Source organism: Erythrobacter sp. (genome assembly GCF_039988855.1).
GTDB lineage: Bacteria > Pseudomonadota > Alphaproteobacteria > Sphingomonadales > Sphingomonadaceae > Erythrobacter.
Genome location: NZ_JBDXIY010000016.1, coordinates 485,363 through 509,031, shown reverse-complemented (window position 1 = coordinate 509,031; position 23,669 = coordinate 485,363). Strand labels below are relative to the sequence as shown.

Below are 23,669 nucleotides of genomic sequence, written 5' to 3'. Positions count from 1 at the left end.
GCATTGTCTGGCTCGTGCCAAACAATGCCGCGATCCAATCCTAAGTCACAATCCCAGCGCTGGCGAGCACTGCCAAAGTCAAAACATCGGGAGCCGCCGCAGTCATCGGCGCGATCTGCACAGGCTTTTCCATGCCCAAAAGCATCGGCCCAACGGTGGTGTTGGAGCCAAGCTCTCGCAAAAGTTTTGCCGACAGATTTGCGGATTGAAGACCCGGCATAATCAACACATTGGCAGGGCCAGACAGACGGCTGAATGGATAAAGTTTCATCACCGCCGGGTTCAGCGCTGCATCGGGTGCCATTTCGCCTTCGTACTCGAAGTCGCAGCCTTCTTCATCCAAAATGCCGACAGCTGCGCGAATATCGCTTAGCCACTGGCCAGAAGGATTGCCGAAAGTTGAATAGGACAGGAATGCAACGCGCGGTTCATGACCCATGCGGCGAGCAACCGCCGCGGTTTCGCGAGCGATATAGGCAAGCTCACTTGCGCTTGGGCGTTCGTTGATCGTGGTGTCGGCAAGGAATGTTGTGTGGTTCTTACCAATCATCATATGGATGCCAAACGGAAGCGCGTCTTCCTTCTTATCCAGCACCAAGTTCACTTCGCGCATTGTCTGCGCATAGGTGCGAGTAAGCCCTGAGATCATCCCATCCGCTTGGCCGAGCGCCACGAGAAGAGCGGCGAAAACATTACGCTCTTGATTGACCATCCGGCGAATATCACGCTCGGTATAGCCTTTGCGCTGAAGGCGATTGTAGAGATAATCGACCATCGCGGGAACATGTTCGCTGTCAGCTGAGTTCTGGATCTCGAAACTGCTCGGATCAGAGACCGAAAGCTGATGAAGTTTGTCCAACACCGCTTTAGTCCGGCCCACAAGGATTGGTGTGCCATAGCCAAAATCACGGAACTGGATCGCGGCGCGCAGCACCACTTCCTCTTCCGCCTCGGCAAACACCATGCGTTTTGGATTGGCGCGGGCTTCATTGTAAACTCCGGTGAGTACCGAAGTGGTTGGGTTAAGCCGCGATTTGAGCGAGTGCTTGTAAACATCGAAATCTTCGATGGTGGTTTGCGCAACGCCTGAATCCATCGCCGCTTTTGCCACGGCAGAGGATACCACTTCGATCAAGCGCGGATCGAACGGTGCAGGGATAATATAGTCGGTCCCAAACTTCTGGTTCTTGCCATATGCGCTCGCCACTTCTTCAGGCACTTGCTCACGGGCAAGCTCAGCGATCGCGGTCGCAGCGGCCACTTTCATCTCTTCATTGATAGTGGTCGCCTGCACGTCGAGCGCGCCGCGGAAGATGAAGGGGAAACCAAGCACATTGTTGACCTGGTTAGGAAAATCGCTGCGCCCGGTCGCGATAATCGCATCGGGGCGAACAGCCTTGGCTTCATCAGGCATGATTTCCGGCGTTGGATTTGCCATTGCAAAAATGATCGGGTTTTTGGCCATCTTAGTGACCCATTCCGGCTTAAGCGCGCCAGCAGCCGAGAGACCTAAGAAAATATCAGCGCCGTCCAGCGCTTCTTCAAGCGACGTCGCATCGGTGGCGACCGCATGTGTGCTCTTCCACTGATCGACCTTATCGCGCCCTATCGTAATCGGACCAGAGCGATCACACATAACCACATTGTCATGGGGCACACCCATGGATTTGATCAAAGCCGTACACGCAATCGCAGCCGAACCAGCGCCGTTCACCACAACCTTGACGCCCTTGATGTCTCTGTCGGTAAGGTAACATGCGTTCAAAAGCCCAGCTGCGGTAATAATCGCGGTGCCGTGCTGATCATCGTGCATGATCGGAATGTTCATACGTTCGCGCAAGGCGGCTTCAATGACGAAGCACTCGGGCGCCTTAATGTCTTCCAAATTGATCCCGCCAAAGCTGGGCTCCATCAAAGCCACCGCTTCGATGAACGCTTGCGGATCCTCGGTCGCAAGCTCGATGTCGATCGAGTCCACATCGGCGAAGCGTTTGAACAAAACCGCCTTGCCTTCCATCACTGGCTTGGACGCCAGCGCACCAAGGTTGCCCAGACCCAAAATGGCCGTTCCGTTGGAAATCACCGCGACAAGGTTGGCTTTGGCGGTGTAGCGCGCAGCCAAAGCCGGATCGGCTGCAATTGCCTCAACGGGGACTGCAACGCCGGGCGAATAGGCAAGCGACAAATCGCGCTGCGAAGTCATTGGCTTGGTTGCGACGATCTCCAGCTTACCGGGGCGAATAGTCTCGTGATAAAATAGCGCCTCGCGGCTGGTAAAGCCGGCCTTAGGTTCGTCCGTCATGTCGGGCCCCTCAAATGATCCTCAAATGCACTGTCTTACAAGTGCCATGTCTACAAGGCCTTAGCCCGCCCTTGCCTCAGATGAAAGTGGGCGAATGCACATTGGATTGCAGCGGCGGATAACGGCAAACATAAAGGGGGCGGATAAGTCTGTGCGCGCTCTTTCCGAATCGGGCACCTGCTGGCACCTCAAACCCAATGGCATCCTCGGGCAAACCCACTCCCATGATGGAGCAGTATCTTGCGCTTAAGCGTGAGGCAAAAGGTTCGCTGCTATTCTACCGGATGGGCGACTTTTTCGAGTTGTTCTTTGATGATGCGAAGGTAGCTTCGGATATTCTCGATATCGCCCTGACCGCGCGCGGCGAACATGATGGTGAACCGGTGGCCATGTGCGGCGTTCCTGTACACGCGGCAGAAGGGTATCTGGCGCGGTTGATTAAGGCCGGACAGCGCGTCGCTATTGCCGAGCAAACAGAAACACCCGACGAAGCAAAGGCTCGCGCCAAACGCGAAGGAAGGCCAGCGTCAAAAGCTCTGGTCGCGCGGGACATCGTGCGTTTTGTGACCGCTGGAACACTGACTGAAGAGGCTTTGCTCGAACCGCGCCGCGCCAACCTGCTGGTCGCCTTGGCTGAGGTGCGCGGGACAATCGGGCTTGCCGCTTGCGATATCTCAACCGGCCTCATGGTGTTGGAGGAATGTTCGCCGCAGCTTCTTGGAGCAACACTTGCGAGGCTCGGGCCAAGCGAGGTGGTGGTTCCCGAAAACTGGGAGTTTGGGCCAGAGGATCCAGCGCGCCATGCCCGAAGCGCCTTTTCCAGCGATGCCGGAGCGGAACGGCTAAAGTCTCTCCACGGTGTCTCAACTCTTGATGGTTTTGGCGAATTCTCGCGAGCAATGCTGGCCAGCGCGGGAGGGCTCATCGCCTATCTTGGCCATGTGGGGCGCGGGGAATTGCCTTTCCTCCTTCCCCCAACCGCGCGAGAGCAATCGCGCGGGATGGCGATGGATGAGGCCACACGCGCAAGCCTTGAGATCCTTGAGGCAACGAATGGTCGGCGTAATGGTAGCCTTGTCGCGACGCTGGACAGGTGTTCGACCGGCGCAGGTTCGCGGCTTTTGGCCGAAGACCTATCCGCGCCGCTCCTCGATCAATCTGGGATCGAAAACCGCCTAACGTTGGTGCAGTTTTGGTTGGAACGCCCGATTGAACGGGCGAACCTCCGCGATGCGCTTCGAGCTCTTCCAGATTTTGGCCGCGCGCTTGGACGCATTGTGGCAGGGCGCGGTTCGCCGCGCGACCTTGGGCAAGTGCGCGATGGTCTTGGTGAAGCGGCGCGCATTCATCAATGGCTGGTTGGCGAAGCGGATCGTCCAACTCTGCTCGATATGCTTTTGCCTGAATTGACCGGGCACGGCGCGCTTGTCGATCAGCTTGCACGTGCCCTTGTGGCATCACCTCCAACTGAGCGCAGCAATGGCGGTTTTATCGCTGAAGGGTATGATGCGAGCCTTGATGAACTGCGCGAGATGTCGGGCAGCGCGAGGCGCGCCATTGCGGCCATGGAAGCGCGTTACCGTGATGAAACCGGGATCAGCTCGCTCAAGATCAAGCATAACGGGGTGCTTGGCTATTTCATCGAGGTGCCCAGCCGCCATGCAGATAGCCTGATGGCTCCAGATAGCGGTTTCACGCACCGTCAAACGATGAAGGGCGCGGTGCGGTTTAACTCGCTGACACTTCATGAGGAGGCTTCACGCGTATCGGAAGCAGGCGGGCGCGCGATCACGGCAGAAGAGGCGCATTTTGAAGAATTGACCGCGCTTGTTGGCGCAGCGCGCGAGGCCATTGCCGCGACGGCGGCCGCGCTGGCAAGGATTGATGTATCCTCGGGCAATGCCGAACGCGCAAGCGAGGGTGACTGGTGTAAGCCAACGATCTCAAACGCTGGCAAGCTCGCTATCTCTAACGGGCGTCACCCAGTTGTCGAAGCAGCCCTCGCCAGAGAGGGTGAGCGCTTTGTGGCCAATGATTGCACCTTGCAGGCCGACGATCGGCTTTGGCTCATCGGCGGGCCAAACATGGGCGGTAAATCGACTTTTCTGCGCCAAAATGCTCTGATCGCATTGATGGCTCAAGCAGGGTCCTACGTGCCAGCAAGCGAGGCACATATCGGGCTTGTCGACCGCTTATTCAGCCGAGTTGGGGCTTCAGACAACCTTGCCAAGGGTCGTTCAACCTTCATGGTTGAGATGGTCGAAACCGCAGCGATCCTTTCACAAGCAACAGCAAAAAGTCTGGTTATCCTTGATGAAGTTGGCCGGGGTACATCAACCTATGACGGGCTCGCACTGGCATGGGCTGTGGTTGAAGCGGTGCATTCCAAGATCGAGTGTCGCTGTTTGTTTGCAACCCATTATCATGAGTTATCGCGACTGGCTGAAAGCTGTCCGCAGCTCTCCTTGCATCATGTGAGGGCTAGAGAATGGAAAGGCGATTTGGTGCTGCTCCATGAGCTCGCCGAAGGGCCAGCGGACAGGTCCTATGGCCTTGCCGTTGCAAAGCTCGCTGGTGTGCCTGCGCCCGTTATCAAACGGGCAGGACAAGTTCTCGAAAAGCTTGAAGCTGCGCGAAATGAAACAGGCGGGCTTGCGGCTGGATTGGGCGAATTGCCATTGTTTGCAGCTGCTGCTGGTGAGGCGGCGCCTGAAGAGACGCGCGAAGAAGCTTTGGCGAAAAAGCTGCGCGAGGCGGATCTTGATGCCCTTACACCGCGTGATGCGCTCGATCTGCTCTACGAGCTTAAGAACTCACTCGATTAATTTCCCTTCACCTGTGAAACCAACCAATCCTTAACTCTATCTGGGTATTATCACGCCCATGTCTAATCAACTCTTTGAAAACCCCAAGGTTGCGCTCGGCTTTTCCGGCGTCGTCGTCGCTGTCGCATTGGTAGCAAGCGTTGCTTTCCAAGAGTTCTCAGGCAGCGATAAAGCCCCACAAGGTACAATCGCTGACGCAACCGTGGCAGAGCCTGCCCCACAACAAACACAAGCTGCTGGTTTCGCGCCAAGTGCAGACTCAGGCTGGGGCGGTGATGCGGGCGCCACCGATGATTGGGGCGCGCCAAGCGTTTCGACAAAGAGCAGCGACATCGAAGAGGCGACCGTTGGTACGCCCGTCTTTACCGATCACGCTTCAAAGAGAACATATGGCAGCGGTGCAGGCCGTTCGAGCGGCTCTAGGGTCACTACAAGCTCAGCTCCAAGCGCACCAAAAGTTCGCCCGCCTGAAACCGGGTTCAAGCCAGAACTTCAGGTCGTGGATAACTAAAGCCTGAGCCTTTTAACGTGTGGGGACAGGTGCCTCACCACTGTAATCGTAGAAACCGCGGCCTGTCTTGCGGCCAAGCCATCCAGCTTCGACATATTTCACCAGCAAAGGCGCGGGGCGATATTTGCTATCGCGTGTGGTTCGGTACAATACATTGATAATATCAAGGCAGGTGTCGAGCCCAACAAAGTCTGCCAATTGCAGCGGTCCCATCGGGTGATTCAGACCCAACAAGCAGCCCTTGTCGATATCTTCAATGCCAGCCGTAGATTGGCCAAGCACAAAAACCGCTTCGTTGATCATCGGCAAGAGGATGCGGTTCACAACAAAGCCCGGCTCATCCTGGCTAAGCACAACTTCTTTGCCCAACCCTTTGGCAAACTGCGTCACACGGTCTGTCGTGTCCTTGGCCGTCGCAAGCCCTGGTATCACTTCGATAAGGCCCATCACGGGCACAGGATTAAAGAAGTGCAACCCAATAAAGCGCGCAGGATCAGGTGAATGGTTCGCCATGCGTGTAATCGGGATAGAGCTGGTGTTGGACGCGAAGATCGCATCTTTTGCCAGTACTTTGCCAGCAGCCTCAAAAATCATATTCTTGATCTCTTCGCGCTCGGTCGCCGCCTCTATGATAAGGTCAGTCTCAGCCATCGGGGAATAATCGCCAACAGGCGTAATCCGGGCAAGCAATGCCTCGGCTGCGTCCGCTTCGATTTTGCCCCGGCCGACCAGTTTGGCGACAGCCTTGTCGACCTTACCTTTACCAGCCTCAGCAGTGGCCTGATCGACATCTGATAACATCACTTGCATGCCGTGGGCTGCCACTGTTTGGGCAATCCCTGTGCCCATTTGTCCGGCCCCGATAACAGCGATTTTTTGCATGTGATGTTCCCTTCGCAAGTGCAGCAAAAGCTCCTAGCGGGGAAGTTGCGGCGTGGCTAGCGGCCATTCACCTGACCTTTGCAGGCTACCTATTTGCGCCGGGCACCCATTTCACATCGGCGCGTCCATTGTCATTGACTACGCGCGCCATAACAAAGAGGAAATCGGACAAGCGGTTCATGTATGTCATCGCTTGAGGATTCGTTGGCGCTTCGCCTGCAAGCAGGGTCATCGCGCGTTCGGCAGCGCGGGCAGATGCGCGGGCCACATGAACGCGCGCCGCCGCTTCACTGCCACCAGGCAGGACAAAGCTGTTCAGAGGCTCAAGATGTTCGTTAAGTGCATCAATCTGGTGTTCAAGCCACTGAGACTGCGAGGCGGCAATGCGCAAAGCCATCTCTTTAGGGGCAAAATCGCCATCGTCAGCGGGCGTCGCAATATCGGCACCCAGATCAAAAAGATCATTTTGAATGCGGATAAGTAGAGCGCGATGGGTATCATCCTCTATGGCGCAAACCGCCAATCCAATGGCCGAATTTGCCTCATCCACCAAACCCACCGCAGATATCCGCGCAGAATGTTTCGCCGTTCGTGATCCATCAACGAGGCCGGTCGTGCCGTCATCGCCAGTGCGCGTGTAAATCTTGTTGATCTTGACCATGTTGCGCGAGCGTCAGCTGCTAGCGCCAGCCAAAACGGCGATCACCGCGACAACCGCAATAGCCATAGCTTGGTATTTGATCCGGCTAAACATTGCCTTGTTCTGCATCTCTTGCATCTCGGTGAGGGTTTCTGCCTCACCCGTTTCAAGGTCGATTTTGGTCGTCTTGAGGAAAGCAATGATCCCGCGAACAAGCGAAACCACGACGAGAATGCACAGGATGATGAGCACAGGGATGAGAATGTAATTCATACAAAGCTAAATGGTCGCATTGCGCTCAAGTTCCAAGCTCGAATTTTTGCAAGCGCAATTGCGTTGCAAGCATCAGGCCATCCTCGCCAGCCAATCTGCGGTCAGAAAGCGAAGGAGAACCGCGGCGTTTTGCAAGCTTTTGACCCGTTTCATCCAGCAAAAGAGGATGATGATGATAGGCAGGAATTGGCAGGTCTAGAAGAGCTTGCAGCAAACGATGGATATGCGTCGCCGCGAAAAGGTCGCGCCCCCGCGTTGCCAATGTCACGCCATCTACAGCATCGTCTAGTGTGACTGCCAAATGATAACTTGCTGGCTCATCGCAGCGCCAAATCACAACATCGCCAAGTTCATATGGATCGCAAAACTGAGTGCCATCGAAGGTATCATACCATTTCAATTGTCCGGCGATCTTATCAGCGCGCGTTATATTCAGCCGCCATTGAACCGGACCATCGCAAGCCGCATCCAAGTGCCGGCATGTGCCCGGATAGATCGCACCCATTGGTCCAGGCTTTGCCCCTGCTGCTTGAATATCCGTCCGCGAACACTGACACGGATAAATCACGCCTGCCTCTTTAAGCTGTGCGAACGCTTTTTCGTATGATGCAATCCGAGTTGATTGTGGAAGAACCTCATCCCATTCGAGCCCCAGCCATTCCAAATCACGTCGAAATTCATCGGCCAATTCGGGGCGCGATCTTGCTCCGTCGATATCTTCTATTCTCAGGAGGAAACGCCCCCTTTGTTCCTTTGCCAGATCATGAGCGACAATCGCGGCAAACGCATGCCCCAAATGCAAAGGGCCATTGGGGCTTGGTGCGAACCGTGTCGTGATTGGCGAAGAGCGCATCATGCACCTAATGCCACAGGAGTTAGCCGCTGACTATTCGGATGATGCCCACAAATTGCACCTGTGGATACCCACATGCCGCCGCTTTGACTCTTAGCCCGCCTAAGCCATGTTCGTGTCAATCAGGAGGGAATGCGAACGATGTTCAAAGCCGAGCTGATCGAACAGGCAGCGCGATATCGCAGCGCCGAAAAGGATGCGAACAGCCATCTTTCGGCATGCCCTGCGCTTGTGCTCAATGCCGACTATACCCCGCTATCCTATTACCCGTTAAGCCTTTGGCCTTGGCAAACCGCGATCAAAGCCGTGTTTTTGGACCGAGTGGATATTGTCGCAAGCTACGACCGCGAAGTGCACTCACCCAGCCTCGATATGAAGATCCCAAGTGTGATTGCACTGCGGCAGTATGTGAAACCGAGCGAGTTTCCCGCCTTCACCCGCTTCAACGTGTTTTTGCGCGATAAGTTTGAGTGCCAATATTGCGGATCAAAGGATACGCTCACCTTTGACCATGTAATCCCGCGCCGCCTTGGCGGGAAAACTACATGGGAGAACATAATCACCGCGTGCGGCACTTGTAATATGAAAAAGGGTGGGCGAACGCCAAAACAGGCAAATATGCCAGTGCAGATGAAGCCAATCCGCCCCACCAGTTGGCAATTGCAGCAACAAGGCAAGATGTTCCCGCCCAATTACCTGCACGAAACGTGGCGCGACTGGCTTTACTGGGACATTGAGCTGGAAGCCTAGAGCCTGCACGGTTCTTTCAAAAAATGAACTCCCCTCGCGAAGGCACGTTGGAAAGGCGTCACTTCTCCTAATACATCAAATTGTACAAAATCAGCAGCTTAATGCAATTTCCAGTTGGGAAGAGATGGCACCAGTGCCAACGTTGGCGTGCTCCTACCCTTCGATCACCTTCGTTTCTGGGTGATGTTTGTCGAGGTGCTTTTTGATGATGCGCAAATTCCGAGTGTTTGAGCGGAACACAAAGTCCGCCGCATCGCCGACCACTGGCACAAGTCCGAGAAGCGTATCGAACGCAACATTGGCACCCATCCGGGTCAAATGCCACTTGGAAAGCCCCAGATTGCGCGCTTCCCAAACGATGTAAGCGCCAAGGGCGGTGGTGACGATATCGCCGACCACCGGGATCAGCCCGATAAGTGCATCCAGTCCGATTGGCATGTTGACGCCGGGAACGCGGAAGCTGCGCTCCAACAGCAGTTCGACCGCCTCCACGCGCGCTCGAACCGAATGCGGATCGCTTCCGGTCGGCACTGCGAAACTTTGCCCTTCGGGACCAGCAGCACCGGCATTTTCAAAGCCCGATCTGCTGCGATCAGACGGACGAGAGAGGATGGTTGGCCTGTTTCCAGATGTCGTCATTTTGCACTCCTACCCCTCCTAATTGGGGGTCTCGGCCAATGCAGGCAAGGGGTGTAGCCCCCAAGGGTTGGCCTGATAACCATCAACCGCCCCCCTAACCAGAGACCAGCGGACGGGGCTGCCGAGCGGAATAAACACCTCTGCTTGGGTCAATGTTTCATGGGCCTCGATCAATAGAGCTTGTTTGCTCACAGGGTCTCGAAGCGCCAGAGAACTGCTCACCAATGCGTCCGCCTCTTCTGAACAAAGGCCGATAGCGATTGAACAATTGAGCTGGTTCAAAAACCACCTTGGTGATGAATAACGCGCCAAACGATCTCGCAGCTCAAGATCACCCCCGCGGCCGAGGCCAACTTGCTCGGCTCGGACACCAATCTGCTGCCAATTTCGTGCAAGAGCGGCAAATAACAGGTCGCTTCCCGGCCCTTCTGGAAGGCCAACGCGAACCACCGGCTCTTCGCCGCTTTCTGCCTGCCATTGCGCAACGCGCGTGCGTGCGATTGTTTGGCGTTCTTCCAATGTAAGATCTGGCCATCTGGTGGTTTGATAAATGGTTGGAACGAACAAATTGTTGGGAACTATCCATGAGGTTGGCGCAAAGCCGCCGATCCCAATAGTTTGGAGCAAAGTCGACCGATCTATTGCCATAGAGAGCGCCTCTCGCCGCGCGGGGCTCTCCAAAAGGTCGGCATCACTTCGAACGATAAAGCCAAATAGTCCCAGCGTTGGATCGACCTGCACTGCTCCGCGCGACAGTGGGCCAAGTTCAACCATCGGAAATTCCGCGATCGACCCGTTCATTATCAGGTCCAGCTCACCTCTCGAAAAAGCATCAATTGCATCGCGCGCTGAGAGGTTTCGTAGTGTGAGGTCTCGGGTTAGATCTTCCCACGCTCGACGCGCCGGTAATCCGCGGGCTTCGGGAGGGAGCATGCTAAGAAGGGCGATGGCGCTTTCATCCTCACGCTCCAGACTCATCGGCCCAGATCCACTGCCGTCAATTGCTATCCCAAGTTCAGGTTGCGCTAGGAGGCGGAGGAAATCAGGCATCGGCCCTGACAAACGCAGTTCAATCACACGTCCCGTCATCGCCCGCACTTCCACCACTTTGGCAAAGTCTAAGCCAAGAGACGTACCTTCAAGTTGGCGAATTCTCTCTCGAAGCAAACTCCTGATTTGAGGCGCCGTTATCGGTTCACCATTTGGACCGTTGGAATTGCGCAAACGAAAGATGTAGCTCATTGCATCATCGGTAACGATCCAACGTTCGGCAAGGGCCGGCACGACCTGCCCGGACTGATCAAGTGCCACCAATCCTTCGTGCGACGCGGCACGCAAATGCTGTGCCCCCGGTGACAGCCGCACTCCCGTTGTAAACAACTCCTCCTCATCGCCGATAATGGCGACATCGACCGGTCCGCGGTCTGCTCCGGTCCCGCATGCGATGAGCAACGCCGATAAGGCACAAAGGATTGTTGTACGGATCACAGATGCACGATTAGCATCTAATCAGCCTAAGAACAGAGTCTTGTCGAGCCTAAAGGTTCAAGCCATCTGAATACTGGCGCGAACCTGCTGTCTTATATCTTACGAAGATTGTTTGAGTCTTTGGGAGTGGGCGGCGCACGGTGCGCGTAGGAGACAGGGTTTGCATCCGCACCCCCATGAGCTCCTGCCGAGTTAGAAGGCGCGCGAGCTGCTTGAGAATCTATTTCTTCATCGAATGCGATGCCGAAACGTTGATCTTGAACCCAAGCGACTGTGCCTTTGACAGACCCGACATTGCGCAGTTCAACATCGACCCGGTTACCTCGGTTAACCTTCATCGTGCCCTCGCCCATCATGCCGCCATCCGACAAGTTGCGGACGCGCACGCGGTGCTGCGCGCTTTGTTGCTCAACCGAAACATTCGCCAGCAAAAAGAGGCTGTCTCGTGATACACTTCTCGTCTCGACACCTGTCATTGTCTTAACGTCTCCGACTTTCATCGTGGCCTATGGGTTCATCCTAAGCGATTTGGCACGCCTGAAGCGTCACATCGCCTGATGCGCTATGAAGGGATAGGTACGTGGGCCCAGTTAAAGGGTCGTAAAATTTGCTGCCGCAATGACGACGAAAGCTAACTGCGTCCCAAACTGGTACAAGACTTGGCCATTTTCACTAGCTAGCGGCTTTCCGGGGCCAGTTTAGTCGTCGCGTGAGATCTTTTCCCGGCGCTCATGCGCTTCTTGCGCTTCGACGGTCATAGTTGCCACTGGTCTTGCGATCAGGCGCTTGAGCCCGATGGGATCACCTGTGACTTCGCAATAGCCATATTCGCCTTGAGCGATACGGCGCAGCGCCGAATCAATCTTTGAAATGAGTTTGCGCTGGCGGTCACGAGTTCGAAGTTCAATTCCCCAATCGGTTTCGCTCGAAGCTCGATCATTCAAATCAGGCTCACGGATCGGTCCGCTGGCCAAGGATTCGAGGGTTTGATCCGCCGCACTGTGGATCGAACGCTTCCATTCGAGAAGCAGCATCTGAAAATACGCCTGCTGGCGCTCATCCATATACTCTTCATCGTCGCTTGGAACGTAGCTCTCGCCCAAAAGGCTCTTCGCCTTTTCAATGATTTCAATTTCTTCGGACGCCGCCGCTGACATGTGGTCCTCTAATTCCAAAAACCGTGTTGCAGACGGCTAGACGTAACTGCGCTTCCAGTCGCAGCGTACCCAGCAATCCCTTGCTGCGCGCGCTATAGGCAAGCACATAGGGCCCGGCAAGACAGTTTACAGCTCCGCCCCCCGATTAACGCTGATGCGACAGAAAAACGTGTGATCTTACCCTTGTAAATCCTCGTAGTCAGAGAAGAAAGTTCCGCGTTGTTAACGATTTGTTGACCATGATCATTGAGGTCTAGCAATGCCCAAACCGAAACGGGGGACCGGAGTTTGGGTCATGAAGACAACGGGGAAAGAGAAATGGAACTAAAATATATCGATCAGGTCGCAAGTGAAGCCGTAGAGAGCGGTGAAATCGACATCGCGATTGCTGGTTACCTTGCAGACGCCGTTGCCGGTGATGTGGCGGCTCTATTCAATCTTGGTGTTGCCTATTCCACAGGGTCCAATGGGGTCGAATGCGACCTTGTCGAGGCGCACAAGTGGTTCAATCTCGCCGCTTCAAGAGGTCACGAAGACGCAGCTTTCTGCCGCGCTGACGTTTCCGACGAAATGACAGCACGGGAAATTGCCGAAGCACAGCGCCGCGCTCGCCAATGGCTTTCAGAAGAACGGCGCGCTGCATAGTCATCCTTATCGTGATCACCCTTTCTTAAAGGGGGTTCTTCGATCCAAGAAAAGCTGATCTGCTGCGATGCCTTCGCGCTCGCGTTCCAGAAAGTCGGCTACGGCCGCGCGAAAGCCCGCATCGACCAGATAGTGCGCTGAATAAGTCTGGACAGGCTCATAGCCTCGGGCAAGCTTGTGCCCGCCTTGCGCCCCTGCTTCTACGCGGGACAATCCCAATTCGATCGCTATATCTATCGCTTGGTAATAGCACAGCTCAAAGTGCAGAAAACGCACCTCTGCGGTACAGCCCCAGTACCGCCCATAAATGGCATCGTCCCCAATGAAATTGAGTGCACCTGCGATTGCTTCGTCACAGTCGTAGGCAAGAATGAGCACCATTCGCTCACCCATACGCTCCCCCAAGAGAGTGAACGCGTCTCTCGTTAAGTAAGGCGTGCCCCATTTGCGCGCGCCAGTATCCTGATAGAAATTCCAGAACGCATCCCAATGATCAGCCTTGATTTCATCGCCCATAAGGCGTTCGATCCTCAAACCAGCCTTTGCCGCCTCGCGCTCTTTGCGAAGGTTTTTGCGCTTGCGCGATGCAAGACTGTTAAGGAACCCATCGAAGTTATCATAGCCGCGGTTCAGCCAATGAAACTGGATATCAGTTCGAATAAGCCAATCTTCTGCCTCAAAGAACCGCAATTGCTCAGGTTTGACAAAGGTCGCATGGGCGGACGAGAGGCCATTTTGCTCACACACAACCTCAGCGCCTTTCAGAAGATGCGAGGCCAAGGTTGGATCAGACAGTAGCAAACGCGGACCATTTGCAGGAGTAAATGGAGCTGCGATTTGAAGCTTGGGATAATAGCTTCGTCCCGCCCTATGCAGCGCATCCGCCCATGCGTGATCGAACACATATTCGCCTTGGCTGTGGCCCTTGGCATAGCTGGGAAGTGCGCCAAGTAAACGGTCCTGCTCGTCAATTATCGCGATGGGCGCAGGGTCCCAGCCGGTTCCGGAGCCCACACTCCCGGAATCTTCCAGTGCGGTTAGAAATTGATGGCTCACAAAGGGATTTCGGCTTCCCCCAAGCGCATTCCATTGGTCAGCATCAAAGTGCCCAACGCCCGGGGCCAAACGGACCGTGAGCTCACGATCATTCATGCAAGCCCTGCTCCTTCCGCGATAAGCGCATCGGCGTTTTGGAGGGCAGTCTTGCGTTTCGCCTCAGAGTTCACAGTCCAAGTAAGAACCGGAAGGCCTCCCGCTCGCAATTCCGCAACCCACGGCCCCGGCAGAGCCGCTATGTCATATGCGAGGAAATCGGGATGCGCTGCCGCAAACGCTTCGCGCCGCGCCGTTTTGGTTGGGGTGTGCCCCATTTCGTCTTCGCGCATAACCAGCCCGCAAACAGATAGCGGTAAGTTGTGCCGAAACCACATGGCGACACGAGGGTCAAAGCTCATAACCGCAAATTCGTGAGAATAGTCCTTGAGCAATTGCGCGGCTGATATGCAGGTCCACTCAACATCGTAGCCAGGATTTGACTTAATCTCGATTAGGAGCGGCACCCGTCCATCAACGATATCCAAAAAGGTTGCGAGACTGGGAATGGGCTCACCGTTCCCCTGCAAATTTGTCATTTCCAGATCAGCGCGTGTCCGATCTTCGACCAGCCCTGCGCGAGCCGTCAATCGGTCCAGCTCCCAATCATGGAACACCATTGGCTGATCATCGAAGCTGCGTTGAATATCACATTCGATACCCATCCCTGCATCAATCGCCGCACGTGCCGCTGCAAGTGAGTTTTCCGGCACACCAGAGGAATGGAGTCCCCGATGTGCGTACTCCCACTGGGTCAACCAGTCCGGCACAAGACGCGGCCCCATCACAGCTTCACCTTAGTCCGCAAGCGCAATCACCGCGTCAACTTCGACACAAGCACCCAGCGGCAGCGATGGAGCGCTCACAGCAGCGCGGGCATGACGCCCTGCATCCCCGAACACCTCAAGCATGAGATCAGATGCACCGTTCGCGACCTTCGGTTGATTGGTGAAATCAGGAGTAGAATTCACAAACGCGCCAAGTTTCACGACGCGCTCTACATCTTCCAAAACGCCCGCATTTTTTAACTGCGCCAAGATCATCAGACCGCAGGCGCGTGCAGCGTCCATGCCTTCAGCAAGCTCGACATCATCGCCGAGCTTTCCTTTGGCAAGAACGCCATCAATGAACGGCAATTGCCCCGAAACATAAGCAAGTCCATCCTGTACAACCACTGGCACATAGCTTGCGACCGGCGCAGCGGCATCCGGCAAGGTTATACCAAGCTCGTTGAGCCGATTTTCAACTGTCATAAGGTTAGTCCTTCAATTGCTGTGTGAGCCAGGGCAAGGCCTCGCTCCATTGATCGATCCGTGCATGGGCATCGCCCGCTTGATGCGCGCAAGGGATCGCGCTTGAAATCATCGGCTCTCCGCAAAGATGAAGCCGGGTGACATGAGGCGTCGTTTCTTTAACTGATGCATGATGCTGCGCAAGGTCGTCGATAAAGAGGGCCTTGCTCGGGCGAAATTCTTCAATGATCTTCGCCAACGCAGGCCCCTTGGGCCCTTGATTGGTGTAAACTTTTGCATGAAGCCCGTGGCCAGCCAACTGCTTGGCCCGGTGGTCGCGGCGAAAATCCACCAAATTGGTGAGCACCACAAGATCAGCGTCCTGCGCAAGGGTATTCAGAGCATTGATCGCCCCTGCAATCGGCAACTGGCTGTCCATTTGCGTATCGAAAAATCCACCGAGCTTTTTCCAGATCTCGTCAGGGGCAAGGGGCTCGCCGCTTTCTTTCCAGCGAAGCGCCTTGCCGAAATCTCCGTCGCTGAGGTCAAAATCAATGCCTTGGCTTGCTTCGAGCCACACCTTGAAGGGGGCGACCATGTGCAAAATCACTTCATCACAATCACTGATCACAAGAGGGCGGCTCATCAATTCAAATTCCTTCGGGTGGCAATCAACTCTTCGGGCGTCACAGCCAGAGCTTCGGCTGCGCGTATAAGGTCTGGTTCGTAATTGGCTAGAAAATCCAGAGCCGACCCCAGAACGCCCACATCATCCAAACCGCTGCGCAATGTATCGGGGTCAAGGCCGGTCAGGTCGAGATATCTCTCAGCCCGGTCTGTGTCCTGCAAAATCCAGCCCAGCACAGCAAGCGCAAGGGTTTTGGCTCGGCTGATGTCTTCGGACGAGCCGTTGGCGCCAGTCATATCATTGGTATCAGGGATTGTGATGGTTCTTCCGTGCGATTAGGTGTGGGTTAGTTTCAAACAGGCGGGCGCCCTTATGGCAAAGCGAATTATGGTTGTTGAGGATAATGACCTCAACCGGAAATTGTTCTGTGATGTCTTAAAAGCTCAAGGTTTTGAGGTTGACCCCATTGCGGATGGTAATGCTGTCCTAGCTGCTGCGCGCGAGATCACACCCGATTTGATTATCATGGACATTCAATTACCCGGAGTATCCGGGGTTGATTTGATTGAAGCCGCTAAGAAAGAGGCGTCGCTGCAAAACATTCCCGTGTTGGCGGTTACTGCATTCGCCGCGAAGGGCGACGAAGACAAGATCCGCGAAGCGGGCGCTGCGGGTTATCTATCAAAACCTGTGTCGATCATACCATTTATGAACGCAGTGAAGGAGTTGCTGCCCGACTAGAGCAGCAGGTTCTCGCAAGCAAAGACGATCCAGGTCAGGAAAACACCCCACAAGAACGTGCGGTAAGCGTAATTCAGATACCGATATTTTTTGGTCGCCAAGACCTGTCCACCTTGATGGATATCGGTCAACATAGTCCGAAAGAGCGTCTCATCCGTCTCAAACTTGTCCAGCAGCTCATCGATCCATTCATCAGTTTCAAGCGCGGCATAATGGCCAAAGAAAAGATAGTTGAATTTGCTGCGGTCTTTAGGAGCAACAGGCACTGTTGGGATAACGGAAAGCACCGCGAACAGCGATGAAACAAATGCGGTCGCTGCCAATGTTAGTACGGCCCATGTCGCCCCTCCACCAAACAGGTTGGTGATAGACATTGAAAAAACGAGAAATGTGGCACCAATTAAGATCGACGCCTTGTTGTCCGCCATCGAGGACAAGGACAAAGTCTGTGTCTGCGCAGTACGTACAAGATGGATCGAATGATTGGAAAATTTGCGCGTCGCTACGGCAGGCTCAGTCGATCCAGCCGTCTTTATATCATTCGCCTTCGCAACATTTTTAACCTCAGCTTGTGCCATGATTGCTCCCCCCTCATAATATTGCCATACTGATCTGCCATTTAGGCAAGAGCTTGACAAGCGTGCCCCGCCTCAGCTTTGGCAAATGCAACCGAACGTGCAGGATGCTGCGCCATAGATAGAAAGCACATTCAAAATCATGACCGAAGACGACGTTGATCAGCGCATCCGCGCGTTGATAGAGCCCTTCAACAAAAAGGGTGTTGAAATCAAAAAAGAGACATCATTTGCCAATGATCTCGAATTTGACAGCCTAACTGTGATGGATTTCGTTGCCGAGATTGAAGACGAGTTTGATATCATCATAAGCATGAATCAGCAGGCCGAGATCGAGAACTACGGCCAGCTCATTGCTGCTGTCCACAAACTCCAGGATAGCTGAAGAAAGCCCTTTATGACCGACACCGCTTCTACCACTCAGGCTCCAGCAGGCGATCTGTTCTCTAAATTTGACGGCATGATCGAACTACGTGAAACGATTCTCGCGACCGGCGTTGAAGATCCCTACAACTTGGTCATGGAAAAAGTGGTCTCGCCTACTCGCGCGATCTGCAATGGACGCGACACGATTCTGCTGGGTACCTACAACTACATGGGTATGACATTCGATCCGGATGTGCTGGAGGCAGGAGAGGATGCGCTTCGCAATTTTGGGTCCGGGACCACCGGAAGCCGAGTTCTGAACGGCACCTATCAAGGTCACCGTGAATGCGAAGATGCCCTCAAAGAATTCTACGCCATGGACCATGCGATGGTCTTCTCGACCGGCTATCAAGCAAACCTTGGGATCATCTCCACGATCGCTGGCAAAGGTGATTATGTCATCCTCGACATCGACAGCCACGCGTCGATATATGATGGCTGCGCGATGGGTAACGCCGAGATTGTACCCTTTCGCCATAACGATATCGAAGCGATGGAAAAGCGCTTGCGCCGTATTCCAGAAGGCGCAGGCAAACTCGTTGTGCTCGAAGGTGTCTATTCCATGCTCGGCGATGTTGCGCCGCTGAAAGAGATGATCGCAATCGCTAAGAAGTATGGAGCGATGGTGTTGGTCGATGAAGCGCATTCCATGGGCTTCATCGGCGAAAACGGGCGCGGTGTGTGCGAGGAACAAGGTGTTATTGACGACGTTGATTTCATCATCGGCACCTTCTCGAAGAGCGTGGGCACGGTAGGTGGTTTCTGTGTCTCCAATCACCCTAAGTTCGACATCATGCGGCTTGTCTGCCGCCCCTATGTTTTCACCGCGAGCCTCCCGCCTAGCGTTGTGGCCACAGCGGCGACTTCGATCCGCAAGTTGATGCATGGCGCTAACAAGCGCGCGCATTTGTGGGAGAATTCAAAGACGCTTCATGCAGGTCTCACCGAATTGGGTTTCAAGCTCGGCACTGAGAAGCCTGAAAGCGCCATTATCGCCGTCATAATGCCAGACCTAGAGCGCGGCGCAATGATGTGGGAGGCGCTTTTGAAGGAGGGTCTTTATGTCAATCTTGCGCGCCCACCGGCAACGCCAGCTGGCATGACTTTGCTACGCTGCTCGCTATGTGCGGAACATTCGGCCGATGAAGTTCAAACCATTCTCGCCATGTTTGAACGAGCCGGCAAGGCTGTCGGCATCGTATAAAGCAAGAAAGCCGTTATTCGTACTGGATGAGCGTTGGCATCGGGTTTTGCCAGCGCGCTTCCTTGAAGAATCGCACACCCGATATCGCGGCCTCAGGTCGAATTTTGTCGATTGTGCCAAAATGGTTAATATCTGTGTGCCGCCAAACCAAAAGGCCTAGCCGCGCACATCGGCAGCTTGGTCACAAATGTGGCCATCCGCTTCTTCCTCGCCGCTCGCGAGCTGGGTGAATGCGATGAAGCCTCCCACGACCAGAACTACGAATAGTGTAGTGAGCAAGCCAAGGTATTTGTCGATAATCCGCTTGATCGGAGCGCCGAAAATTTGAAACAATATCCCTACGACCATGAAAATAAGCGCCCTGCCTGCAAGCGCGGCTAGCGTGAAGGTCAAAAGGTTCATTTCGATGAACCCTGCTGTGATTGTCATCAACTTAAATGGGACCGGTGTGCCTGCGGCAAAGAAAACCGCCATGGCTCCTTGCTCGCGTATATAGCACGCAGCCACTGGGAAGCTTTCCGTCAGACCCAAGAGGCCGATGACCCAGGCGCCCAATGTCTCGTAGAGGAAGTATCCGATCCCATAACCGAATATTCCACCCACCACAGAAGAGATGGTTGCGATGGCCGCAAACTTGATCGCCTTCTTAGGTTCAGCAAGACACATCAAGCCTAGCAATGGATGAGGCGGGATCGGAAAAAAGCTTGATTCGATAAAGCTGAAAAAGGCCAGCCACCAAACCGCATAGGGATGCGCTGCCTTATCGATCGTCCATTCGTAGAGTGCGCGCAGCCAAGCCAACGAAGCTCAATCCCTTTGCAAAAGCTCATATTCATTGATGAGCCGAGCCAAACTTGTTGGCGCCCTAGGTCAGCAAAGAAGAGCGCGCAATCTAAAACTTAAAACCTATTTGGTTATTTTTCTTGACACCGTGACGCTATATGGTACTAATAGATCAACATCTAGAAATTGTGATTCGCCCTTTTGAGTGGTTTGGGATCAACCAGGCAAGGCTTCCCCATGAACGGGGTAGGTCTTGTCTGGTCGTCCTTCGACAGGAGACGAACAATTACATCGCACAACAAACTAAATACGCATGAACCCGTCCAGAATCAGTGCGATACACCAGGCGCAAAGCAAGAGAAGTTGGATGCATTTTTGGCATTTTTGGCCGAGAGTTCCAATGTCAGGCAATCGGCAGATCTGGCAGGCCTTGGAGCAAGCACTGTTTATCAGAAAAGGCGCCAAGACCCGGCGTTCGCCCGAAAATGGCTCGCCGCTCTTTATGAAGGGTACCTTCATTTGGAGATGGAGGTCGTCAGAAGGCTTCGCGAAGGCGAAATGCAAGGTAGGGGCAAGGATAAATATGACTTCGCCAATGCCATCAGGCTACTAACGGTACACCGCGAAAACGCAGCCAGAGCTCAAGCAGAGCAGCGCAATGTGGACGCCAAAGCTGTCCGTGCATCAATTGACCGCAAGATCGAAGACATTCGTCAACAGGTTCAATTTGAAAAGAGCCGTGAAGGCAACTCCCGTTGACGGGAACACTCGATTGGCTCGCCCATGAAGGCACATCGGTTCGCGAACGGATCGTCAAATCGCTAAATCAGGAGGAACGCAATGAATGGCGATTCCATTGGGGCCTCCAAGCTCGCAAATCACAACTCGCCCCTTTAGGTGAATGGCGCAGCTGGCTTATTCTTGCAGGTCGCGGCTTTGGAAAAACCCGGGCTGGCGCTGAATGGGTCCGCATGATTGCAGAAAACAACTGCGAGGCCCGGATTGCATTGGTGTCCTCTTCGTTGACAGAAGCGCGCTCGGTGATGGTCGAAGGTGAAAGCGGCCTTTTGGCGTGCTGCCCGCCTGAACGACGGCCGATGTTCGAAGCCTCTCTAAGGCGAGTACGTTTCCCTAATGGGGCCCAAGCTCAATTGTTTTCAGCAGCTGAACCGGAGAGCTTAAGAGGGCCCCAGTTTAGCCACGCCTGGTGTGATGAAATTGGGAAATGGCCGCTCTCGCATGATCGCGCGACTCGCGCTTGGGACAACCTTCTTCTTGGGCTGCGGCTTGGGAATGATCCGCGAATTGCGGTCACTACAACGCCGCGCGCTGTACCGATTGTACAGCGCCTCCTGAAGATGGAAGAACCCAAAAATGTCGTGATCACTCGCGGCTCAACTTATGACAATGCAGCCAATCTGCCTAAGAAATTCCTGAGTGCAATTGAGAGCGAGTTCGGGGGCAGCCGGCTAGCGCGTCAAGAAATCGCAGGTGAAATGCTTGCTGACCTCGAAGGAACTTTGTGGCCTCGTGCAACAATAGAACGAGCTCGGGTTGATACCGCCGAAAAACACTGGAGCAGAGTGGTCGTTGCCGTTGATCCGCCGATCTCCTCTTCGGGGGATGAATGCGGCATTGTCGTGGCTGGGCTTTGTGAAGATGGCATGGCTTATCTGCTCGCGGATTACTCACTTGGCCAAGCGAAGCCGGGTGATTGGGCGCGGGCGGTATCGATTGCAGCTGAAGAATGGAACGCCGACAGAGTTATCGCCGAAGCCAATCAGGGCGGGGCAATGGTTGAAAGCGTGCTTCGCGCAGCAAACGCAACATTGCCGGTGAAACTAGTTCACGCGAGCCGCGGGAAGATCGCAAGAGCTGAGCCTGTCGCAGCGCTCTACGAAGCAAGCAAAGTGCGCCATTGCGGGCCTTTCCCGCAGCTCGAAGACCAAATGTGCGGAATGCTTATCGGGGGCGATTATGCTGGCCCCGGTCGTTCGCCCGACCGCGCTGACGCTCTGGTTTGGGCGCTGACAGAATTGATGCTTGGCCCTGTGGCCAATCCAAGTGTGCGTTCGATGTAGCGCTGGGAAAAACAAAGGAACTTTTCAATGGCATTGCTCGAACAGCTACTCTCCGCCTTCAAGGGCGGGGAGGAAACCCGCGTGCCTCTTGCGCCGGGTATCATGCAAGGGTGGACGCCCGCTTTTGCTGATGCGGGCGGGTCAAAACCCTATCAATATGAACGCTGCGTAAGGGAGGGCTTTCTCAGCAACCCTATTGCACAGCGTGCCGTACGCATTGTTGCTGAAGGTGTCGGCCAAGCCCCGATCAGTAGCAATGACGACAAACTCGCAGCGTTAATCAACGCAACCAGTGCAGGTCAGTCCTTGATCGAGACATTGGCAGCCCACCTGATGCTCCACGGCAATGGGTTCGTCCAAATCGTAAAAGATGCAAGCGGTCAGCCAATCGAACTGTTTGCTCTGCGACCTGACAGGGTGAAAGTGCTCGCCGGACAAGATGGTTGGCCTTGCGCATACACATACTCGGTTGTTGGTGAAGAAATCACCCTGCCTATCGAGGATGAAGACGGCTGGCCCAGCGTTATCCAGATCAAAACCATGCATCCATTGGATGACCATCTGGGCACGAGCGCCCTAGCCGCGGCGCGCCAAGCGGTTGCGATCCACAATGCGGCCTCTGAATGGAACCGAGCGCTTCTTGAGAATGCGGCTCGCCCATCCGGCGCCCTTGTTTACGAACCAGGCGACAATTCCGGCTTAACCCACGAGCAGTTTGAACGGTTGAAAAGCGAGCTCGAGGCCGCATTCTCGGGTTCTGGCAACGCCGGACGACCAATGCTTCTTGACGGCGGCTTGCGTTGGCAATCGATGGCCATGTCACCTGCCGACATGGATTTTGCGACCCTTAAGAGCGCCGCTGCAAGAGACATCGCGCTCGCCTTTGGGGTGCCGCCAATGTTGCTCGGCCTGCCTGGAGACAACACTTATTCAAACTACCGCGAAGCCAATCGAGCACTCTGGCGTCTTACCTTGCTGCCGCTGGCTGAAAAGCTCTTCTCCGCTTTGCAGGAAGGGCTTTCTCCTTGGTTTTCGGGAAGTTCGATCTCGGTAGATTTGGACCGCATTACTGCCCTGTCTGAAGATCGCGAACGGCTTTGGAAGCAAGTGTCCGACGCCGATTTCCTCACCCGCGCGGAAAAGCGCGAACTGCTTGGCTTTGAACCGCAGGAAGATGTCCAATGAACCCTACCGATACCCTCGCTAGTCTTATGGCACAGGCCAACCGTGGTGGAGCCGATATCGTAACATTACGCGCCATTGTCGAAGAAACGACGGAAGTCGCAAGCGACCGGGTGCTAGAACGGTTTGGCCTCACAGACCCCAACGCCGTGAACGATCTCGATGAGCTACGCGAACTCTTGCAAGCGTGGCGCGATGCCAAGGCTAGCGCATGGAAAGCTCTTATCGAGTGGGCCATTCGCGGCCTTCTTGCAGCGCTCTTGATCGGGATCGCCGTGCGCCTTGGTGTTTGGGAGATCTTGTGATGTACGTTCACCCCCGAACGGACAATCCTTTGCGATTCGCCGGATATGCTGGGTTGTTCAACATACCCGATGCTGATCGTGATACGATCCTTCCCGGCGCCTTCACCGCAACATTGGCCGCAAAAACAAAAGCTCTACCCCTTTTGTGGCAGCACCGCCCTGATCAACAGATCGGGGAAGTCGAAAGCGTCACACAAGATGAAAGAGGCCTGCGAATAATCGGGCGGATCGATCGTACAAGTAGCAAGGCAGCACATCTGCTTTCGCAAGGCGAGGTGTCAGGCCTCAGCTTTGGATATCGCGCACGCCAAGCACACCACAGCGACAATGGCCGCGAACTGGCCGAAATCGACCTGTTCGAAGTCAGCCTAGTCACCCATCCTCTTCAACACGGCGCCCGGGTCCATTTCGTGTCTTGAGCGCCAACAACAGACCCCCGACGGGCCGCCATGCAG

28 protein-coding genes are annotated in these 23,669 nt (G+C 54.7%); 12 read left to right on the top strand and 16 right to left on the bottom strand.

Going from position 1 to position 23,669, the window contains the following annotated elements; genetic code table 11:
* Positions 1–40 precede the first annotated feature (40 nt).
* A complete protein-coding gene (locus tag ABJ205_RS10165) occupies positions 41–2,302 on the bottom strand; it encodes an NADP-dependent malic enzyme (RefSeq protein ID WP_348159074.1) in 2,262 nt (753 codons plus the stop codon).
* 224 nt (positions 2,303–2,526) lie between these two features.
* Here ABJ205_RS10165 and mutS point away from each other — a divergent pair, with 224 nt between their 5' ends.
* Both mutS and ABJ205_RS10155 read left to right on the top strand, forming a co-directional pair.
* The gene (gene mutS / locus ABJ205_RS10160; RefSeq protein WP_348159204.1) at positions 2,527–5,127 is read left to right on the top strand and encodes a DNA mismatch repair protein MutS; all 2,601 of its coding nucleotides are present in this window, start codon (positions 2,527–2,529) and stop codon (positions 5,125–5,127) included.
* Between the two features lie 58 nt (positions 5,128–5,185).
* Positions 5,186–5,638 (top strand): hypothetical protein, encoded by a 453-nt coding sequence (locus tag ABJ205_RS10155; RefSeq protein ID WP_348159073.1) that lies wholly within the window; start codon positions 5,186–5,188, stop codon positions 5,636–5,638.
* A 12-nt stretch (positions 5,639–5,650) separates the two neighbouring features.
* Here ABJ205_RS10155 and ABJ205_RS10150 read toward each other — a convergent pair whose 3' ends face one another.
* The 4 genes from ABJ205_RS10150 to gluQRS form a co-directional block, all read right to left on the bottom strand.
* Complete coding sequence (locus ABJ205_RS10150) at positions 5,651–6,520, bottom strand: 3-hydroxyacyl-CoA dehydrogenase NAD-binding domain-containing protein (RefSeq protein WP_348159071.1); 870 nt, start codon at positions 6,518–6,520, stop codon at positions 5,651–5,653.
* Between the two features lie 85 nt (positions 6,521–6,605).
* Positions 6,606–7,181: a cob(I)yrinic acid a,c-diamide adenosyltransferase gene (locus ABJ205_RS10145; protein WP_348159069.1), complete on the bottom strand. Its 576-nt coding sequence runs from the start codon at positions 7,179–7,181 to the stop codon at positions 6,606–6,608.
* Positions 7,182–7,193: 12 nt separating this feature from the next.
* The gene (locus ABJ205_RS10140; protein ID WP_348159067.1) at positions 7,194–7,433 is read right to left on the bottom strand and encodes a hypothetical protein; all 240 of its coding nucleotides are present in this window, start codon (positions 7,431–7,433) and stop codon (positions 7,194–7,196) included.
* 25 nt (positions 7,434–7,458) lie between these two features.
* On the bottom strand, positions 7,459–8,289 hold the full coding sequence (gene gluQRS, locus ABJ205_RS10135) for a tRNA glutamyl-Q(34) synthetase GluQRS (protein ID WP_348159065.1): 831 nt from the start codon (positions 8,287–8,289) through the stop codon (positions 7,459–7,461).
* Between the two features lie 138 nt (positions 8,290–8,427).
* Here gluQRS and ABJ205_RS10130 point away from each other — a divergent pair, with 138 nt between their 5' ends.
* Positions 8,428–9,036, top strand: a complete 609-nt coding sequence (locus tag ABJ205_RS10130) for an HNH endonuclease (protein ID WP_348159063.1) — start codon at positions 8,428–8,430, stop codon at positions 9,034–9,036.
* A 153-nt stretch (positions 9,037–9,189) separates the two neighbouring features.
* On the opposite strand, the gene ABJ205_RS10125 is transcribed toward ABJ205_RS10130, so the two are convergent.
* From ABJ205_RS10125 to dksA, 4 genes are all read right to left on the bottom strand, one after another.
* Positions 9,190–9,675, bottom strand: a complete 486-nt coding sequence (locus ABJ205_RS10125) for a DUF4112 domain-containing protein (protein ID WP_348159061.1) — start codon at positions 9,673–9,675, stop codon at positions 9,190–9,192.
* Positions 9,676–9,693: 18 nt separating this feature from the next.
* Positions 9,694–11,163 (bottom strand): peptide ABC transporter substrate-binding protein, encoded by a 1,470-nt coding sequence (locus ABJ205_RS10120; protein WP_348159060.1) that lies wholly within the window; start codon positions 11,161–11,163, stop codon positions 9,694–9,696.
* A gap of 92 nt (positions 11,164–11,255) precedes the next feature.
* Complete coding sequence (locus ABJ205_RS10115) at positions 11,256–11,639, bottom strand: PilZ domain-containing protein (protein ID WP_348159058.1); 384 nt, start codon at positions 11,637–11,639, stop codon at positions 11,256–11,258.
* A gap of 222 nt (positions 11,640–11,861) precedes the next feature.
* Positions 11,862–12,320 carry an RNA polymerase-binding protein DksA gene (gene dksA / locus ABJ205_RS10110; RefSeq protein ID WP_348159056.1) on the bottom strand — a complete coding sequence of 153 codons (459 nt, stop codon included), beginning with the start codon at positions 12,318–12,320 and terminating at the stop codon, positions 11,862–11,864.
* A 318-nt stretch (positions 12,321–12,638) separates the two neighbouring features.
* Between dksA and ABJ205_RS10105 the strand changes: the two genes are divergently transcribed.
* The gene (locus ABJ205_RS10105) at positions 12,639–12,965 is read left to right on the top strand and encodes a hypothetical protein (RefSeq protein ID WP_348159054.1); all 327 of its coding nucleotides are present in this window, start codon (positions 12,639–12,641) and stop codon (positions 12,963–12,965) included.
* A gap of 15 nt (positions 12,966–12,980) precedes the next feature.
* Here the strand turns inward: ABJ205_RS10105 and ABJ205_RS10100 are convergent, their stop codons facing one another.
* Genes ABJ205_RS10100 through ABJ205_RS10080 form a run of 5 tightly spaced genes read right to left on the bottom strand, consistent with a single transcriptional unit; the run spans position 12,981 to position 16,213 of the window.
* Entirely contained in the window at positions 12,981–14,117 is a 1,137-nt protein-coding gene (locus tag ABJ205_RS10100) for a GNAT family N-acetyltransferase (protein ID WP_348159052.1), read from the bottom strand.
* On the bottom strand, positions 14,114–14,842 hold the full coding sequence (locus tag ABJ205_RS10095) for a glycerophosphodiester phosphodiesterase family protein (protein ID WP_348159051.1): 729 nt from the start codon (positions 14,840–14,842) through the stop codon (positions 14,114–14,116). The genes ABJ205_RS10100 and ABJ205_RS10095 overlap by 4 nt, the downstream gene beginning before the upstream one ends.
* 12 nt (positions 14,843–14,854) lie before the next feature.
* Positions 14,855–15,310 (bottom strand): RidA family protein, encoded by a 456-nt coding sequence (locus ABJ205_RS10090; RefSeq protein ID WP_348159050.1) that lies wholly within the window; start codon positions 15,308–15,310, stop codon positions 14,855–14,857.
* Between the two features lie 4 nt (positions 15,311–15,314).
* Positions 15,315–15,935, bottom strand: coding sequence for an HAD family hydrolase (locus ABJ205_RS10085; RefSeq protein WP_348159048.1), 621 nt, complete (start codon positions 15,933–15,935; stop codon positions 15,315–15,317).
* Entirely contained in the window at positions 15,935–16,213 is a 279-nt protein-coding gene (locus tag ABJ205_RS10080; protein WP_348159046.1) for a DUF3572 domain-containing protein, read from the bottom strand. Before ABJ205_RS10080 ends, ABJ205_RS10085 begins: the two co-directional genes overlap by 1 nt.
* Before the next feature lie 76 nt (positions 16,214–16,289).
* On the opposite strand from ABJ205_RS10080, the gene ABJ205_RS10075 reads away from it, so the two are divergent.
* Positions 16,290–16,658, top strand: coding sequence for a response regulator (locus ABJ205_RS10075; protein WP_348159044.1), 369 nt, complete (start codon positions 16,290–16,292; stop codon positions 16,656–16,658).
* Here ABJ205_RS10075 and ABJ205_RS10070 read toward each other — a convergent pair.
* Positions 16,655–17,236, bottom strand: a complete 582-nt coding sequence (locus tag ABJ205_RS10070) for a Pycsar system effector family protein (protein ID WP_348159043.1) — start codon at positions 17,234–17,236, stop codon at positions 16,655–16,657. The two genes, ABJ205_RS10075 and ABJ205_RS10070, sit on opposite strands and share 4 nt — an antisense overlap.
* Before the next feature lie 139 nt (positions 17,237–17,375).
* On the opposite strand from ABJ205_RS10070, the gene ABJ205_RS10065 reads away from it, so the two are divergent.
* Positions 17,376–17,618 (top strand): acyl carrier protein, encoded by a 243-nt coding sequence (locus ABJ205_RS10065; protein ID WP_348159041.1) that lies wholly within the window; start codon positions 17,376–17,378, stop codon positions 17,616–17,618.
* Positions 17,619–17,630: 12 nt separating this feature from the next.
* The gene (locus tag ABJ205_RS10060; protein WP_348159040.1) at positions 17,631–18,863 is read left to right on the top strand and encodes an aminotransferase class I/II-fold pyridoxal phosphate-dependent enzyme; all 1,233 of its coding nucleotides are present in this window, start codon (positions 17,631–17,633) and stop codon (positions 18,861–18,863) included.
* Positions 18,864–19,019: 156 nt separating this feature from the next.
* Here the strand turns inward: ABJ205_RS10060 and ABJ205_RS10055 are convergent, their stop codons facing one another.
* A complete protein-coding gene (locus tag ABJ205_RS10055) occupies positions 19,020–19,664 on the bottom strand; it encodes a DedA family protein (protein ID WP_348159038.1) in 645 nt (214 codons plus the stop codon).
* 219 nt (positions 19,665–19,883) lie between these two features.
* On the opposite strand from ABJ205_RS10055, the gene ABJ205_RS10050 reads away from it, so the two are divergent.
* Genes ABJ205_RS10050 through ABJ205_RS10030 form a run of 5 tightly spaced genes read left to right on the top strand, consistent with a single transcriptional unit; the run spans position 19,884 to position 23,633 of the window.
* Positions 19,884–20,405, top strand: coding sequence for a hypothetical protein (locus tag ABJ205_RS10050; RefSeq protein ID WP_348159036.1), 522 nt, complete (start codon positions 19,884–19,886; stop codon positions 20,403–20,405).
* Positions 20,402–21,727, top strand: a complete 1,326-nt coding sequence (locus tag ABJ205_RS10045; protein ID WP_348159035.1) for a terminase family protein — start codon at positions 20,402–20,404, stop codon at positions 21,725–21,727. Before ABJ205_RS10050 ends, ABJ205_RS10045 begins: the two co-directional genes overlap by 4 nt.
* A gap of 27 nt (positions 21,728–21,754) precedes the next feature.
* Entirely contained in the window at positions 21,755–22,912 is a 1,158-nt protein-coding gene (locus ABJ205_RS10040) for a phage portal protein (RefSeq protein ID WP_348159034.1), read from the top strand.
* Positions 22,909–23,214 (top strand): DUF6127 family protein, encoded by a 306-nt coding sequence (locus ABJ205_RS10035; RefSeq protein ID WP_348159033.1) that lies wholly within the window; start codon positions 22,909–22,911, stop codon positions 23,212–23,214. Before ABJ205_RS10040 ends, ABJ205_RS10035 begins: the two co-directional genes overlap by 4 nt.
* Positions 23,214–23,633 carry an HK97 family phage prohead protease gene (locus ABJ205_RS10030; RefSeq protein WP_348159031.1) on the top strand — a complete coding sequence of 140 codons (420 nt, stop codon included), beginning with the start codon at positions 23,214–23,216 and terminating at the stop codon, positions 23,631–23,633. Before ABJ205_RS10035 ends, ABJ205_RS10030 begins: the two co-directional genes overlap by 1 nt.
* Positions 23,634–23,669 lie beyond the last annotated feature (36 nt).

Coding starts and splice junctions, on each gene's coding strand:
- ABJ205_RS10130 (WP_348159063.1), top strand. CDS start 8,428: ATGTTCAAAGCCGAGCTGATCGAACAGGCAGCGCGATATCGCAGCGCC.
- ABJ205_RS10140 (WP_348159067.1), bottom strand. CDS start 7,433: ATGAATTACATTCTCATCCCTGTGCTCATCATCCTGTGCATTCTCGTC.
- ABJ205_RS10090 (WP_348159050.1), bottom strand. CDS start 15,310: ATGACAGTTGAAAATCGGCTCAACGAGCTTGGTATAACCTTGCCGGAT.
- ABJ205_RS10100 (WP_348159052.1), bottom strand. CDS start 14,117: ATGAATGATCGTGAGCTCACGGTCCGTTTGGCCCCGGGCGTTGGGCAC.
- ABJ205_RS10125 (WP_348159061.1), bottom strand. CDS start 9,675: ATGACGACATCTGGAAACAGGCCAACCATCCTCTCTCGTCCGTCTGAT.
- gluQRS (WP_348159065.1), bottom strand. CDS start 8,289: ATGATGCGCTCTTCGCCAATCACGACACGGTTCGCACCAAGCCCCAAT.
- ABJ205_RS10060 (WP_348159040.1), top strand. CDS start 17,631: ATGACCGACACCGCTTCTACCACTCAGGCTCCAGCAGGCGATCTGTTC.
- ABJ205_RS10095 (WP_348159051.1), bottom strand. CDS start 14,842: ATGGGGCCGCGTCTTGTGCCGGACTGGTTGACCCAGTGGGAGTACGCA.
- ABJ205_RS10035 (WP_348159033.1), top strand. CDS start 22,909: ATGAACCCTACCGATACCCTCGCTAGTCTTATGGCACAGGCCAACCGT.
- ABJ205_RS10150 (WP_348159071.1), bottom strand. CDS start 6,520: ATGCAAAAAATCGCTGTTATCGGGGCCGGACAAATGGGCACAGGGATT.
- ABJ205_RS10075 (WP_348159044.1), top strand. CDS start 16,290: ATGGCAAAGCGAATTATGGTTGTTGAGGATAATGACCTCAACCGGAAA.
- ABJ205_RS10145 (WP_348159069.1), bottom strand. CDS start 7,181: ATGGTCAAGATCAACAAGATTTACACGCGCACTGGCGATGACGGCACG.
- ABJ205_RS10155 (WP_348159073.1), top strand. CDS start 5,186: ATGTCTAATCAACTCTTTGAAAACCCCAAGGTTGCGCTCGGCTTTTCC.
- ABJ205_RS10080 (WP_348159046.1), bottom strand. CDS start 16,213: ATGACTGGCGCCAACGGCTCGTCCGAAGACATCAGCCGAGCCAAAACC.
- ABJ205_RS10050 (WP_348159036.1), top strand. CDS start 19,884: ATGAACGGGGTAGGTCTTGTCTGGTCGTCCTTCGACAGGAGACGAACA.
- ABJ205_RS10030 (WP_348159031.1), top strand. CDS start 23,214: ATGTACGTTCACCCCCGAACGGACAATCCTTTGCGATTCGCCGGATAT.
- ABJ205_RS10105 (WP_348159054.1), top strand. CDS start 12,639: ATGGAACTAAAATATATCGATCAGGTCGCAAGTGAAGCCGTAGAGAGC.
- dksA (WP_348159056.1), bottom strand. CDS start 12,320: ATGTCAGCGGCGGCGTCCGAAGAAATTGAAATCATTGAAAAGGCGAAG.
- ABJ205_RS10065 (WP_348159041.1), top strand. CDS start 17,376: ATGACCGAAGACGACGTTGATCAGCGCATCCGCGCGTTGATAGAGCCC.
- ABJ205_RS10070 (WP_348159043.1), bottom strand. CDS start 17,236: ATGGCACAAGCTGAGGTTAAAAATGTTGCGAAGGCGAATGATATAAAG.
- ABJ205_RS10165 (WP_348159074.1), bottom strand. CDS start 2,302: ATGACGGACGAACCTAAGGCCGGCTTTACCAGCCGCGAGGCGCTATTT.
- mutS (WP_348159204.1), top strand. CDS start 2,527: ATGATGGAGCAGTATCTTGCGCTTAAGCGTGAGGCAAAAGGTTCGCTG.
- ABJ205_RS10085 (WP_348159048.1), bottom strand. CDS start 15,935: ATGAGCCGCCCTCTTGTGATCAGTGATTGTGATGAAGTGATTTTGCAC.
- ABJ205_RS10040 (WP_348159034.1), top strand. CDS start 21,755: ATGGCATTGCTCGAACAGCTACTCTCCGCCTTCAAGGGCGGGGAGGAA.
- ABJ205_RS10115 (WP_348159058.1), bottom strand. CDS start 11,639: ATGACAGGTGTCGAGACGAGAAGTGTATCACGAGACAGCCTCTTTTTG.